The sequence below is a fragment of the Yersinia sp. J1 genome (assembly GCF_050586585.1).
In the GTDB taxonomy this organism is placed as follows: Bacteria; Pseudomonadota; Gammaproteobacteria; order Enterobacterales; family Enterobacteriaceae; genus Yersinia; species Yersinia entomophaga.
Genome location: NZ_JBOBDP010000008.1, coordinates 42958 through 57128, shown reverse-complemented (window position 1 = coordinate 57128; position 14171 = coordinate 42958). Strand labels below are relative to the sequence as shown.

The window sequence follows — 14171 nt, the reverse complement described above, 5'->3', positions numbered from 1 at the left end:
GGATGATTCGCTTTGAACAGGTCAGTAAAGCTTATCTGGGCGGCCGACAAGCGCTGCAAGGGGTAGATTTTCATCTACGCCCGGCGGAAATGGCGTTTTTGACCGGCCACTCCGGCGCTGGGAAAAGTACGCTGCTCAAACTGATTTGTGGCATCGAACGGCCTAGTGCCGGCCACATTTGGTTTGGCGGTCACGATATCAGCCGGTTGAAAAACCGCGAGGTTCCTTTTCTGCGTCGCCAGATCGGGATGATCTTTCAGGATCACCATTTGCTGCTGGATCGAACCGTGTATGACAATGTCGCGATGCCGTTGATTATTGCCGGTGCCAGTACCGAAGATATCCGTCGTCGGGTATCGGCGGCGTTGGATAAAGTCGGCTTATTGGATAAAGCGAAAAACTTCCCGATCCAGCTTTCTGGCGGGGAACAGCAGCGGGTTGGTATTGCCCGTGCGGTAGTGAATAAGCCGGCGGTATTGCTGGCGGATGAGCCTACCGGTAACCTCGATGAAGCCCTGTCGGAAGGTATTTTGCGCCTGTTTGAAGAGTTTAACCGTGTTGGCGTGACCGTTTTGATGGCCACCCACGATACTTCGCTGATTGCGCGGCGTCGTTACCCGATTCTAACGCTCAGTCAGGGAAGAATGTCAGGAGCGCGTCATGGCGAATAATGCAAAGAAAGCAAAAACCAAAGCGTTGAAAGGCGGCTGGCGCGAACAGTGGCGTTATTCATGGGTCAATGCGTTGGCCGATATGATGCGCCAGCCTCTGGCTACCCTGCTGACGGTCATGGTGATCGCCATTTCTCTGACGTTGCCGAGTGTATGCTATATCGTTTGGAAGAACGTCAGCACCGCCGCTGAACAGTGGTACCCGACGCCACAGCTTACGGTGTATCTGGATAAGTCTCTTGACGATAACGCTGCGGAAAATGTGGTAACCGCATTGAAAGCAGAAGCCGGCGTGGAAAAAGTGAATTATTTGTCGCGGGAAGAAGCGATGGGTGAGTTCCGCAACTGGTCAGGTTTCGGCGGTGCGCTGGATATGCTGGAAGAGAATCCGCTGCCAGCGGTGGCGATCATCACGCCGCAAATGAGTTTCCAAAGCTCTGAAACGCTGGATACCCTGCGGGATCGTGTCACCAAGGTTGAAGGTGTGGCAGAAGTTCGTATGGACGATAGCTGGTTTGCAAGACTGGCGGCGTTGACCGGCCTGGTTGGGCAAGTGGCGGCGATGATCGGCGTGTTGATGGTCGTTGCGGTGTTCCTGGTTATCGGTAACAGCGTGCGATTGAGCATTTTCAGTCGTCGCGACACTATCAATGTGATGAAACTGATTGGTGCCACAGATGGCTTTATTCTGCGGCCATTCCTGAACGGTGGCGCGATGCTAGGTCTGGGTGGTGCAGTTCTATCGCTAATTCTGTCGGAAGCACTGGTGTGGAAGTTGGGTTCGGTAGTGGCGCAGGTAGCGACGGTATTCGGTACCAGTTTCTCTCTGCACGGACTGAGCTGGGATGAATCCCTGCTGCTGGTGCTGATTTCTGCCATGATCGGCTGGATCGCCGCCTGGCTGGCAACTGTTCAACATTTACGCCGATTTACACCGCAATAAGCAATTTTTGCTATACTCTTCCCCTGCGGTTTCCGATTAAGCAGGGGAAGCATAATCATCGTGACTACCGCCATTTCTACAAATTTCCAGGCAATAACTACTGGTAAGATCCACAGGTTATCGGCTAGGATCCAGCGTTGAAACTGTGATCTATATTGAACTTTTGTGGCGTTAGTCGGTCGAAGAGCACAGTGAAATGATAAGGTGCCCGGTGCTTGAATCTGGTTATCCGGATGCTAAAATATGCGCGCCGAGAGTTTATGCACGATCTGCACATGCTATGAGAGGGTTTAAATGACCAAAGAAATGCAAACTTTAGCCTTAGTACCGCAAGGTAGTCTGGAAGCCTATATTCGGGCTGCCAATACCTATCCTATGCTGACAGCAGAGGAAGAGCGTGAGTTGGCTGAACGGCTGCATTACCAGGGCGATCTGGAGGCGGCTAAACAGCTAATCCTGTCTCACCTGCGCTTTGTTGCTCATGTTGCCCGTAACTATTCTGGCTACGGTCTGCCACAGGCTGACCTGATTCAGGAAGGTAATATTGGCTTGATGAAAGCAGTTCGTCGGTTCAACCCGGAAGTTGGGGTGCGTCTGGTGTCCTTCGCGGTACACTGGATCAAAGCAGAAATTCATGAATATGTTCTGCGCAACTGGCGTATTGTCAAAGTCGCAACCACCAAAGCACAGCGTAAGCTGTTCTTTAACCTGCGTAAAACCAAACAGCGTTTAGGTTGGTTTAATCAGGAAGAAGTTGAAATGGTTGCCAAAGAGCTGGGTGTGACCAGCAAAGACGTTCGTGAAATGGAATCTCGCATGTCCGCGCAGGATATGACTTTTGACCCAACTCCGGACGATGAAGTACGCGACGGTCAGTCTATGGCTCCCGTTCTGTATTTGCAGGATAAAACTTCTGATTTTGCCGATGGTATTGAAGAAGATAACTGGGAAAGCCACGCAGCGGACAAACTGACCTATGCGTTGGAAGGTCTGGACGAGCGTAGCCAGCATATTATTCGTGCCCGTTGGCTGGATGATGACAACAAATCTACTTTGCAGGAGTTGGCCGATAAGTACGGCGTTTCTGCAGAACGCGTTCGTCAGCTTGAAAAGAACGCGATGAAAAAGTTACGCATGGCTATCGAAGCCTAAGAGCAACATCCGCGTAAATCCGCGTAAAGACAGAAAAGGGCGATAATTATTTATCGCCCTTTTGCTTTTCTGGTTTTCATCAATATTTTTTATATGATTTTCTTCCGAATTAGCTTTTAACTGCCATCCGTTCATTTCAATATTCGGTTTTTTGAGACGCCTATCGGTAACGGCGTTTGGATTTCCGTACACTATCGTAATACTTGTTTTCCCTTAATTCTCCAGCGTTTCCAGACAGGAAGCCCATGCGTCAAAACCATCTTGAAGAAACCACCGCCCGGCAGATTGTTCAGCGAGCCATGAGTATCATCCAGTACTCGGTTAATGTCATGAATGATAAGGGAATTATTATTGCCTCTGGAGATCCGCTGCGCCTTAATCAGCGCCATGAGGGGGCGGTGCTGGCTTTAATGGAAAATCGAGTGGTAGAAATTGATTGTGCTACTGCTGCCAAGTTGAAGGGAGTCAAACCCGGAATTAACCTGCCGATTATTTTTCACCAGCAGTTGGTGGGCGTCATTGGCATTTCTGGTGAACCGGCGCAGGTTCGCGCTTATGCCGAGTTAGTGCGAATGGCTGCAGAGCTGATTCTGGAACAGGCCGCCTTGCTGGAACAAACCCAGTGGGAAAAACGCTATCGGGAAGAGTTAGTCAGCCAATTATTGGCTGAGTATCAGCAAGACACATCAATAGGTTCAATGGCGGCCTATTTGGGGCTGAATTTAACCTTGCCGCGCATCGCTCTGATTATCCAACTGAATCAGCCAGATCATGAATCTCTGCGCCAGCTTATTGATGTGCTGGATGCGACTGGTCGTGACCATCTGGTTAGCATGAATGGTTTTAACCAATTAGTGATGCTCAAACCGCTGGCGTTGGCTGCTGGAGATAAGCCGTCGCGTCCTTTAAATAAGCAGCTTCAGCCCTTTGTGACTCAGCTTCAGGCGCGTTTCGATGTGCGCATTTTTGTCGGTGGCCAATTCCCCGGCGTTGAAGGTATTCGTCGCTCTTATCTCACCGCTCGTGCGGCGCAGGGAATGGCTGAACGGCTGGGGTTAAGGCATAAGACGCTGTATTACAACGATTACTCTTTGCCGGCGTTGTTAGGGGAGTTTGCGGGGACTTGGCAGGCAGAGGAATTGGGCACCAGTTGGGCGCAGCTTTGCGCTGCGGATGGTAAAGGTGTACTAAGACAGACGCTGCAACAGTATTTTGATCAGAATTGTGATCTGTCTCAATCAGCCCGGCTGCTACATATTCATGTGAATACCCTACGCTATCGCCTGCAAAAAATAGAAGAAATAACGGGTTTAAAAATCAATCAGTTACCTTCTTTGTTGCGCTTGTATATCGGTCTGCAAATCTACGGCTGATTTGTGGCTTTCTACAATTACATCTCGTTTATCCTAGTTATTTTCTGGTCAATCCTACCATGCCTTTCTCCGGTGAAGTTTACATAATGCCGGCTCCTTACCCTGAAAAATAAAATTAGAAAGTACACTGGGAGCAGAACATGACAACGGTTTCAGCTTTAGGCGCGCTGGTGGCACTTATTGTCTCCATCGTGCTGATATTACGTAAAGTTCCGCCGGTTTACGGCATGATGGCTGGCGCGCTCGCCGGTGGGTTAGTCGGTGGTGCGGATCTGATTCAAACCGTCAGCCTGATGATCAGCGGCGCTCAGGGCATTACCAATGCGGTGCTGCGTATTTTGGCGGCCGGTGTGCTTGCCGGAGTGTTAATTGAATCCGGCGCGGCAAATACCATCGCAGAAACAATTGTGCGCAAAGTGGGTGAGAAGCGCGCGCTGTTGGCTTTGGCGGTAGCGACTATGCTGTTAACCGCCGTAGGCGTATTTATTGATGTAGCGGTGATTACCGTTGCGCCTATTGCTCTGGCGATTGCTCATCGAGCCGATATTTCCAAAATGGCTATTCTGCTGGCGATGATTGGCGGCGGTAAGGCGGGTAACGTGATGTCTCCGAACCCAAATACCATTGCGGCCGCAGACAGTTTCCATGTGCCACTGACCTCTCTGATGGCCGCCGGCATTATCCCCGGTTTGTTTGGCCTGGTTGTGGCCTATTATTTAGCTAAGCATCTGAAACACAAAGGCAGCAAGGTTAACGCCGATGAGCTGATTGTGCATGAAACCAACCAGCTTCCGTCCTTTACCGCTGCGATTTCGGCTCCATTAGTGGCTATCGCGCTGTTGGCTTTGCGCCCAATTGCGGGTGTTACCATCGATCCGTTGCTGGCTTTGCCTCTGGGTGGTTTGGTTGGCGCGGTGATCATGGGGCGCTGGCGCGAATCGAACCGCTATATGATTTCCGGTTTGAGTCGCATGGCACCGGTTGCCATTATGCTGCTGGGAACCGGTACTTTGGCGGGCATTATTGCTCATTCCGGCCTAAAAGACGTACTGATCGAAGGATTAACGGCATCAGGTATGCCTGCTTATCTGTTAGCGCCGATTTCCGGGGCGCTGATGTCGATGGCAACGGCGTCAACCACGGCGGGCACCGCGGTGGCTTCGGCGGTATTCAGTTCAACATTGTTGGATCTTGGCGTAACGGCACTGGCTGGCGCAGCCATGGTACATGCTGGCGCGACGGTACTGGATCACATGCCACACGGCAGTTTCTTCCATGCAACCGGCGGCAGCGTCAATATGCAGGTGCATGAGCGTTTGAAACTGTTGCCATACGAAACGTTGGTGGGCTTCACCATTGCACTGGTTTCCACGCTGATGTTCGGCGTATTTAACTTGGCGGGTTAACGAGGTATTTGATGAAAATTGTTATTGCGCCCGATTCATTTAAAGAAAGCCTGACGGCAATGCAGGTTGCTGAAGCTATCGAACAAGGTTTTCGCGAGATTTACCCGCAGGCAGATTACGTTAAATTACCCATGGCCGACGGTGGAGAAGGCACCGTTGAATCAATGGTCGCGGCGACCGGTGGCGATATTATTCAGGTTGAAGTCAGCGGGCCGCTGAGTCAGCCGGTGCAGGCTTTTTACGGCTGGCTGGGCGACGGTGAAACGGCGGTGATTGAAATGGCGGCGGCCTCCGGTTTGCATCTGGTGCGGCAGGAACAGCGCAATCCGCTGCACACCAGTAGTTTTGGCACCGGCCAGCTCATTCTGTCTGCGTTAGATAAAGGCGCGCGTAAAATCATTCTGGGAATTGGCGGCAGTGCAACCAACGATGGTGGCGCTGGCATGATGCAGGCGCTGGGCGCGTATTTTCTCGATGCTCAGGGCGAAGCGCTGCCCGGCGGCGGCGCGGCGCTAAGTCGATTGCATCATATTGATTTATCGGCGTTGGATGAGCGGTTGGCTCAGACCGAGATCATCGTAGCCTGTGATGTCGATAACCCGCTGTGCGGAGCGAAGGGCGCTTCTGCCGTATTTGGCCCCCAGAAAGGGGCAACGCCTGAGATGGTCAGCACGCTGGACGGCGCGTTGCGCCACTACGGTGAGCACATTGACGCATTGACGGGACGTTCAGTGATCGAAACGGCAGGAGCCGGTGCCGCAGGTGGTATGGGCGCGGCTTTGTTTGGTTTGCTCAACGCACAGCTTAAACCCGGTATTGAGATTGTTATTCAGGCATTAGGGTTAGCAGAGGCCATGAATGGTGCCGATCTGGTGATTACCGGGGAAGGCCGGATTGATAGCCAGACAATTCACGGTAAAACGCCAATTGGCGTGGCTCGGACCGCCAAAGCGCTAGGAATTCCGACTATTGCTCTGGCGGGAGGTATGACTCAGGACTATCAGGTAGTACATCAATACGGTTTAGATGCGGTATTCTCCGTGGTAAACCGTATTGTGACTTTACCCGAGGCGTTAGCGGAAGCGCAGGAAAATCTGCGCGTTACTGCACGCAACGTGGCCGCCGTATGGCGGATGGGCCAGCGGCTTTAACGCTGCCAGCCCTGCTCGCCAGAATGAAAACCACAGGCGAGCATAAATTGTTCCATTTCAGAGCGTCCAACACCAGGGACCTCGCCATAACTCAACTGCCAGTGCTGAACGGCTGGCAGTTGACGCAGGGTTTCTTCTACCAGATACAATCCCACGCCGCGACGACGGGTCACTTCCCGTACCAGTAAATCTTCTAGCTCCGCCCGCTCTGCACTCAGCCGGACTTTCACTGCTCCCAGCAATCTTTGGTTAAAACGTGCGGCAAATAGCGGCCGATCTGCATCAATCCAGCTCTGCCAGTCGGCGGGTTGCTGTTTTGGCCAGATTTTTGCCAGATCGATAAGATCTTGATGTGATAGCTGAGTTAAGCGCTCAATGGTCAATTTCATCGGGGATATTCCGAATAAAAAGTAGAGGGATAGTGTACTGGATCTGAGAGGAAGCGCATGTGTAAGTTTTTCTGTACGTGAACGGCGGAAAATGTTTTTCACGCCGCGCATTTTCCGAGTTAAAAATTAGTAAATGGAATGATAACCAGCACAACCCACTATCGATTGTGCAAATACCCTACAAATAGCACCTTATTTTATCTTGTTTGCACCGCTTGTTTCTGCTTGTCTGAGTTGATTTGCAGCATAAAACTCCTGTTTAATGGTCTGAAAAATAAAGTCTTATTAGAAAATATTGCCATATAAAAGACTAAATCATTATTACTTATGGATAAAAACTAAAAGTAGCGATGAATTGGCCCGGCAAACACAACAGTACGTTCACAATGACAGATGGGGAATGCGCGGATGAAATTGACAAAAAGTAAGGCGTTGCTGGCGGGCTGTATGGTTATGGCAATGAGCCATTCGGTGTTAGCGAAGGATATTAAGGTGGCTATCGTCGGTGCGATGTCTGGCCCGGTGGCACAATATGGCGATATGGAATTTACCGGTGCTCGTCAGGCTATTGCGGATATTAATGCCAAAGGTGGGATCAACGGCGATAAGCTGGTTGGCGTAGAATATGATGATGCCTGTGACCCGAAACAAGCGGTCGCCGTGGCAAACAAAGTGATTAACGATGGTATTCGCTATGTTATCGGCCACCTTTGTTCTTCTTCCACACAGCCTGCTTCAGATATTTATGAAGATGAAGGCGTGATTATGATCACCCCAGCGGCTACTAACGCAGATTTGACCACCCGTGGTTATAAAATGGTTCTGCGTACCACCGGTCTGGATTCTGACCAAGGGCCAACCGCTGCGAAATACATCCTCGAAACTATTAAGCCAAAACGTATTGCCGTAGTACATGACAAACAGCAATACGGTGAAGGTTTGGCACGCTCAGTTCGCGACAGCCTGAAAAAACAGGGCACTGACGTCGTGCTGTTTGAAGGCGTGACCGCGGGTGATAAGGATTTCTCAACGCTGGTGGCTCGCTTGAAGAAAGAAAACGTCGACTTCGTTTACTTCGGCGGTTACTACCCGGAAATGGGGCAAATTTTACGTCAGGCCAAGCAGGCTAACCTGGCCACCCGCTTTATGGGGCCAGAAGGCGTAGGTAACTCCTCGCTTTCCAATATCGCTGGCGCCGCCTCTGAAGGCATGTTGGTAACGCTGCCTAAACGTTACGATCAGGTTCCTGCCAACCAACCTATCGTCGATGCGCTGAAAGCCAAGAAACTGGACTCAACCGGCCCATTCGTCTGGACTACCTACGCGGCATTGCAATCGCTAACCACAGCAATGGAACGTAGCGGTAGCCAGGAGCCAGCCGATTTGGTGAAAGATCTGAAAACCGGTAAGCCGGTTGAAACCGTGATGGGGCCGCTAAGCTGGGATGAAAAAGGCGACCTGAAAGGTTTCGAATTCGGCATTTTTGAATGGCATGCCGACGGTTCTTCTACCGCCGTCAAATAACCACTCACGAAATATTCAGCAGTGAGGTTGCCTGTGATGGCAATCAGGCCCCTTTACCCGCAATGTATCCCCCGTCTCCGGGGGATGTTTCCTGCCATCATTGGTATGGAGCGGGTGGGAAGGGCGGCCAGGCAAGAGAATTAAGGGTTAGGCTATGTCAGAACAGTTTCTCTACTTTTTGCAGCAGATGTTTAACGGTGTCACCTTGGGCAGCACTTATGCGCTGATCGCGATTGGTTACACCATGGTGTACGGCATTATCGGCATGATCAACTTTGCCCACGGCGAAGTGTATATGATCGGTAGTTACGTCTCTTTTATCGTTATAGCCGCCCTAATGATGGTTGGGATTGACGCCAGTTGGCTGTTGATCGGTTCGGCTTTTGTTGTGGCCATTGTGATCGCCAGCGCCTATGGCTGGAGCATTGAACGGGTAGCCTACAAGCCGGTACGCAGCTCTAAGCGCTTGATCGCTCTGATCTCGGCAATCGGGATGTCTATCTTTTTGCAAAACTATGTCAGCCTGACTCAAGGATCGCGAGATTTGGCTCTGCCTAGTCTGGTCACTGGTCAGTGGACGCTGGCTGAAAGCAACGGTTTTGCTGCAACGATAAGCACGATGCAGCTTACCATCTGGATTGTGACTTTCCTCGCCATGCTGGCGCTGACGCTTTTTATTCGTTATTCCCGTATGGGGCGGGCCTGTCGAGCCTGTGCGGAAGATCTGAAAATGGCCAGCCTGCTGGGTATTAATACCGATAGGGTTATCTCCCTGACCTTTGTCATCGGCGCGGTGATGGCGGCGGTGGCTGGCGTGTTATTAGGACAATTCTACGGCGTAATTAACCCCTACATCGGTTTTATGGCGGGAATGAAGGCCTTTACTGCGGCGGTATTGGGGGGGATTGGGAGTATCCCCGGAGCGATGATTGGCGGGTTAATCCTCGGCGTAGCTGAAGCGCTCACCTCAGCTTATTTGAGTACAGAATATAAAGACGCAGTTTCATTTGCGCTGCTGATTGCCGTATTGCTGGTAATGCCGACAGGAATTCTGGGCCGTCCGGAGGTTGAGAAAGTATGAAGCAACTTAACTTCGTCAACGCGATTATCTCTACTTTCGTGATGCTGGTGCTGGCCTCGTTTCTGATGGGGCTACAATTGGCGCTGGACGGCACGCGTTTGGTGGTGCACGGCGCGGGTGAAGTGCGCTGGATGTGGATCGCCATTGGTTGTGCCGTGGTGTTTTTCTTCCAGTTATTTCGGCCGTTAATGCAACAAGGCATGAAGAAGATCTCTGGCCCAAGCTGGGTTTTACCGAGCTTTGATGCGACAACCACCAGACAAAAGCTGTTGGCTGCGCTGATTATCGTAGCGGCGGTGGTCTGGCCATTTCTGGTATCGCGCGGAACGGTTGATATCGCCACTCTAACGCTGATTTACATCATGTTGGGCCTGGGTTTGAACGTGGTGGTTGGTTTGTCTGGCTTACTGGTGCTGGGGTACGGCGGGTTCTACGCGATTGGCGCATATACCTACGCGCTACTAAATCATTATTACGGTCTGGGATTTTGGGAAAGTCTGCCGCTGGCAGGACTGGTGGCGGCCGCGTTCGGCTTTTTGCTCGGTTTCCCAGTATTACGGCTGCGGGGTGATTATCTGGCCATAGTCACGTTGGGTTTCGGCGAAATCGTTCGTATTTTGCTGTTGAATAATACTGAAATCACTGGCGGCCCTAACGGCATCGGCCAGATCCCTAAACCGACTCTGTTTGGTCTGGAATTCAGTCGTACGACCAAAGATGGCGGTTGGGATACCTTCCATAATTTCTTCGGTCTGGCTTACGACCCCGGTGACCGTATTATTTTCCTGTATCTGGTAGCGCTGCTGCTGGTAATACTGACGCTATTTATCATCAACCGCTTGTTACGTATGCCGTTAGGGCGGGCGTGGGAAGCGCTACGTGAAGATGAAATTGCCTGTCGCTCATTGGGTTTAAGCCCAACCAAAATCAAGCTGACCGCCTTTACCATCAGTGCAGCCTTCGCCGGTTTTGCGGGAACGCTGTTTGCCGCTCGTCAGGGCTTTGTCAGTCCAGAGTCCTTTACCTTTGTCGAATCGGCTTTTGTACTCGCCATCGTGGTATTAGGCGGTATGGGCTCGCAATTTGCAGTCATTCTGGCGGCGATTCTGCTGGTGGTATCGCGAGAGTTAATGCGTGATTTGAATGCCTACAGCATGTTGTTACTGGGGGCGTTGATGGTGTTAATGATGATTTGGCGTCCACAGGGATTGTTACCAATGAAACGCCCAGAGCTGAAATTAAAAGTAGCTGATGCGAAAGAAAAACAGGGGGAGCAGGCATGAATGCGCAACCTTTGTTAAGGGTAGAAGGGCTATCGATGCGTTTTGGCGGGCTGCTGGCGGTCAATAACGTTAGGCTAACGCTAAATGAAGGTGAAATTGTTTCGCTGATTGGACCAAACGGCGCCGGAAAAACTACAATTTTCAACTGCTTGACTGGTTTTTATCGTCCAACCGGTGGCAGCATCCAACTACGTGATCGTCATCTCGAGGGTTTACCGGGTCAGGCTATCGCCCGAATGGGGGTGATTCGTACCTTCCAGCACGTGCGTTTGTTCCGTGAAATGACGGTGATTGAAAACCTGCTGGTGGCACAACATCAGCACCTAAAAAGTGGCGTATTTGCCGGATTGCTGAAAACACCGGCGTTTCGTCGGGCGGAAGCAGACGCGCTGTCTCGTGCCGCGACATGGCTGGAACGAGTTGGTTTACTGGCGTTCGCTAATCGGCAGGCAGGAAATCTGGCTTATGGTCAGCAGCGGCGTCTCGAAATTGCTCGCTGTATGGTCACGCGGCCGGAACTGCTAATGCTGGATGAGCCAGCGGCTGGCTTGAATCCAAAAGAAACTGACGAGCTCAATCAACTGATTATGGAACTGCGGGATCATCATCAGGTTTCGGTGCTGTTGATTGAACATGATATGAAGCTGGTGATGGGCATTTCCGATCGCATTTACGTGGTGAATCAGGGAACGCCGTTGGCGCAGGGTACTCCGGCGGAAATTCGCAATAATCCGGATGTCATCCGGGCCTATTTGGGTGAATAAAGTGGGTGAGGCTTAATATGTTGTCATTGAATCAGGTTTCAGCCCACTACGGCAAAATTCAGGCTTTGCATCAGGTAAGTCTGCATATTCAACAGGGTGAGATTGTCACGCTGATTGGCGCAAATGGGGCAGGGAAAACCACTCTGTTGGGCACGCTGTGCGGCGAACCTCGCGCCACGGAAGGCACTATTCATTTCCTCGACCGGGAGATTACCGATTGGCAAACCGCACGAATAATGCGTGAGGCTATCGCTATCGTACCTGAAGGACGGCGGGTATTTTCTCGCATGACGGTGGAGGAAAATTTGGCGATGGGCGGCTTCTTTGCCAACCGCGAGCAGTATCAGCAACGTATTGAGCGTGTTTATGATTTATTTCCGCGCTTGCACGAAAGGCGAATCCAGCGCTCCGGAACGATGTCCGGTGGCGAGCAGCAAATGCTGGCTATCGGGCGCGCCTTAATGAGTCAGCCCAAGTTGTTATTGCTGGATGAACCTTCTCTGGGATTGGCACCGATTATTATTTTGCAGATTTTCGATACTATTCAGCAACTTCGTGAGGAGGGCATGACTATCTTCCTGGTAGAGCAGAACGCGAATCAGGCTTTAAAACTGGCGGATAGAGGCTATGTGTTGGAAAACGGGCGCATTGTACTGGAAGATACCGGTGCAGCTTTATTAGCCAATGAAGCGGTACGTTCGGCTTATCTGGGGGGATAATTCCTTCGAAGGCTCGGTTTTATCGAGCCTTTTTCGCTCAGTTTAGATGCTCGTCGGTCAAGAGTGCGGCGTAATAGTAAAAGACAATGTATCGGAATAAAGGCCCTGTTCGGTACTGTCAGTCGGGAATAGCGTGATTCTTGGTGACCAGCAGATTTTTTTCCTCCAGCCGTCTCCCGTTGGAGTTTGTTGTTTGAGATTAATGGTGTAGGAACCGGGCAGTGTAAAGCTGGAGCCAGTGTTATCCTCTAGCTCAACCGCATAGTGGATCTGCTTATCGGAGTCTTTCATCAGGCTAAAATGGTTATTCGACTGCGTGGGATTTTTGCCGGTAGCCGTTATGGTATAGCTCGGATTATCTATTCCTAATGGCGGATAATTCAGGCAAAGAATACTTCTTATGGGATAAATCATTTGAGCCGTTAGCCCATTTTTTTTATGTGAGTTGAGCCGATATAAATCAATAGGCTTGAGTTGCCAGACGGCGGAATTCAGCTTGAACTGAGGATCGACATATAATGCCGCTGGAGCTTGTACCGTTTGGATATTAACTGTGTCGCAGGTATTTCCATCGCGCCCAAAGGTAACGGCATTCTCATCAATTAACCGATAGATTTTATCACCGACGGAATACTGGTAACCCAAAGTTGCATTAACGGCCAAATACTTTAGATCTTTGGTGGGGGTTTCGAGCGCAATCTTCATTTGTTGCTGGAACGGCACATCGTGCGTAAAGACAAGTTTGTTGTGGTCTTCAAATCTGGTGGGTTGTTTGCCGTTTAAGCTACTTTCTGAAATGTTGTATTGCACTAAGTCTTTATGACCTTCCTCGTCGAAAAAAAATAAATTTAGTACCGTAGCTTCCGGTTGGTCTGGGATGGGTATGTCCTCGTTTAGATTAAACCTGTCGCGTAGAATTTCTTTTAATTTAACGTCATGAACAAAGGCGTGAAAACTGATCTTAATAAATCTGTTATTTAGACTGAGCGCCATCCGACAATTGGTATAACTATGGGGAAGCGGCGTTACTGTTGTGGCAATTTGAGCCACAGCCGCTGTCGAAGTAAAAGCCAGTGCGCCTACGCAGCAGCAAAATTTTCGATAATTCGCAGTTTTTTTCATCATTCTTCCCTGTCTGATGTATGCATATTTAGTAGGAATATTATGATTCCGTCTCAAAAATCAAACTTAAAACCCCTTGATATAATCCTGCGGTATGACTTCCGACGGGCGGTTTGGCCGAAATATCTAAGGTATAGGTATCGGTATTCCATCCCCCGAACCTATTGATCGGGTAAAAGATAAGTGGGGGGGATTTTTCATCGGGAATGATTTGTAAGGATGCTGCGTAATCGCCCCAGCGAACTTCTGCCGGTGAGAATGCTTTATTTGCACCGTCCTTATTTTGGGATTTCTGTAAAATAAGTGGCTGCTGTTGCCAGACTCTGAATCCTCCCCCTCCTTTCACACGACGGACTTTTACAGCAACACAGGTTTGCGCGTGATAGATTCTTTTTTCCGGCTTCAGAGAGCGCTTTAAACTTATATTGTTGAGCCGCTCCCCGCTGCATTTCTCAATAATGATTTTTGGTTGTTCGGTTATTTCCACGCTGACATCAATATCCCCAATGGGAATAGGATTGGCAGCTATCGCCGGAAATGACATCGTAAAAAATAATAATGCGAATTGAACAGGGTGAATCTTCATAAAACCT

The 14171-nt window shown here is 50.3% G+C and carries 14 protein-coding genes; 11 read left to right on the top strand and 3 right to left on the bottom strand.

Annotated elements, in window-relative coordinates; translation table 11 throughout:
* The first annotated feature begins 2 nt into the window (after window positions 1–2).
* The 6 genes from ftsE (at window position 3) to ACQ4OC_RS12790 (ending at window position 6696) form a co-directional block, all read left to right on the top strand.
* Window positions 3–671 (top strand): cell division ATP-binding protein FtsE, encoded by a 669-nt coding sequence (gene ftsE / locus ACQ4OC_RS12815; protein ID WP_049600906.1) that lies wholly within the window; start codon window positions 3–5, stop codon window positions 669–671.
* Window positions 661–1614 (top strand): permease-like cell division protein FtsX, encoded by a 954-nt coding sequence (gene ftsX, locus ACQ4OC_RS12810; protein ID WP_064514353.1) that lies wholly within the window; start codon window positions 661–663, stop codon window positions 1612–1614. Before ftsE ends, ftsX begins: the two co-directional genes overlap by 11 nt.
* Before the next feature lie 294 nt (window positions 1615–1908).
* On the top strand, window positions 1909–2766 hold the full coding sequence (gene rpoH / locus ACQ4OC_RS12805) for an RNA polymerase sigma factor RpoH (protein ID WP_064514351.1): 858 nt from the start codon (window positions 1909–1911) through the stop codon (window positions 2764–2766).
* 245 nt (window positions 2767–3011) lie between these two features.
* A complete protein-coding gene (locus tag ACQ4OC_RS12800; protein WP_064514347.1) occupies window positions 3012–4139 on the top strand; it encodes a sugar diacid recognition domain-containing protein in 1128 nt (375 codons plus the stop codon).
* 140 nt (window positions 4140–4279) lie between these two features.
* Window positions 4280–5545, top strand: coding sequence for a GntP family permease (locus tag ACQ4OC_RS12795; protein WP_064514345.1), 1266 nt, complete (start codon window positions 4280–4282; stop codon window positions 5543–5545).
* 11 nt (window positions 5546–5556) lie between these two features.
* A complete protein-coding gene (locus ACQ4OC_RS12790; RefSeq protein ID WP_064514343.1) occupies window positions 5557–6696 on the top strand; it encodes a glycerate kinase in 1140 nt (379 codons plus the stop codon).
* Here ACQ4OC_RS12790 and panM read toward each other — a convergent pair.
* The gene (panM, locus tag ACQ4OC_RS12785; RefSeq protein ID WP_064514341.1) at window positions 6693–7085 is read right to left on the bottom strand and encodes an aspartate 1-decarboxylase autocleavage activator PanM; all 393 of its coding nucleotides are present in this window, start codon (window positions 7083–7085) and stop codon (window positions 6693–6695) included. The genes ACQ4OC_RS12790 and panM overlap by 4 nt on opposite strands.
* A gap of 408 nt (window positions 7086–7493) precedes the next feature.
* On the opposite strand from panM, the gene ACQ4OC_RS12780 reads away from it, so the two are divergent.
* From ACQ4OC_RS12780 to livF, 5 genes are all read left to right on the top strand, one after another.
* A complete protein-coding gene (locus ACQ4OC_RS12780; protein ID WP_064514339.1) occupies window positions 7494–8609 on the top strand; it encodes a branched-chain amino acid ABC transporter substrate-binding protein in 1116 nt (371 codons plus the stop codon).
* 154 nt (window positions 8610–8763) lie between these two features.
* Window positions 8764–9690 (top strand): high-affinity branched-chain amino acid ABC transporter permease LivH, encoded by a 927-nt coding sequence (gene livH, locus ACQ4OC_RS12775; protein ID WP_049600927.1) that lies wholly within the window; start codon window positions 8764–8766, stop codon window positions 9688–9690.
* Window positions 9687–10973: a high-affinity branched-chain amino acid ABC transporter permease LivM gene (locus ACQ4OC_RS12770; protein ID WP_064514337.1), complete on the top strand. Its 1287-nt coding sequence runs from the start codon at window positions 9687–9689 to the stop codon at window positions 10971–10973. The genes livH and ACQ4OC_RS12770 overlap by 4 nt, the downstream gene beginning before the upstream one ends.
* Entirely contained in the window at window positions 10970–11737 is a 768-nt protein-coding gene (livG, locus tag ACQ4OC_RS12765; RefSeq protein WP_064514336.1) for a high-affinity branched-chain amino acid ABC transporter ATP-binding protein LivG, read from the top strand. Before ACQ4OC_RS12770 ends, livG begins: the two co-directional genes overlap by 4 nt.
* A gap of 17 nt (window positions 11738–11754) precedes the next feature.
* A complete protein-coding gene (gene livF / locus ACQ4OC_RS12760) occupies window positions 11755–12456 on the top strand; it encodes a high-affinity branched-chain amino acid ABC transporter ATP-binding protein LivF (RefSeq protein ID WP_064514333.1) in 702 nt (233 codons plus the stop codon).
* 57 nt (window positions 12457–12513) lie between these two features.
* On the opposite strand, the gene ACQ4OC_RS12755 is transcribed toward livF, so the two are convergent.
* Together ACQ4OC_RS12755 and ACQ4OC_RS12750 are read right to left on the bottom strand one after the other, a co-directional pair.
* Window positions 12514–13581, bottom strand: coding sequence for a hypothetical protein (locus ACQ4OC_RS12755; RefSeq protein ID WP_430971222.1), 1068 nt, complete (start codon window positions 13579–13581; stop codon window positions 12514–12516).
* Between the two features lie 37 nt (window positions 13582–13618).
* Window positions 13619–14164 (bottom strand): fimbrial protein, encoded by a 546-nt coding sequence (locus ACQ4OC_RS12750; protein WP_430971221.1) that lies wholly within the window; start codon window positions 14162–14164, stop codon window positions 13619–13621.
* Window positions 14165–14171 lie beyond the last annotated feature (7 nt).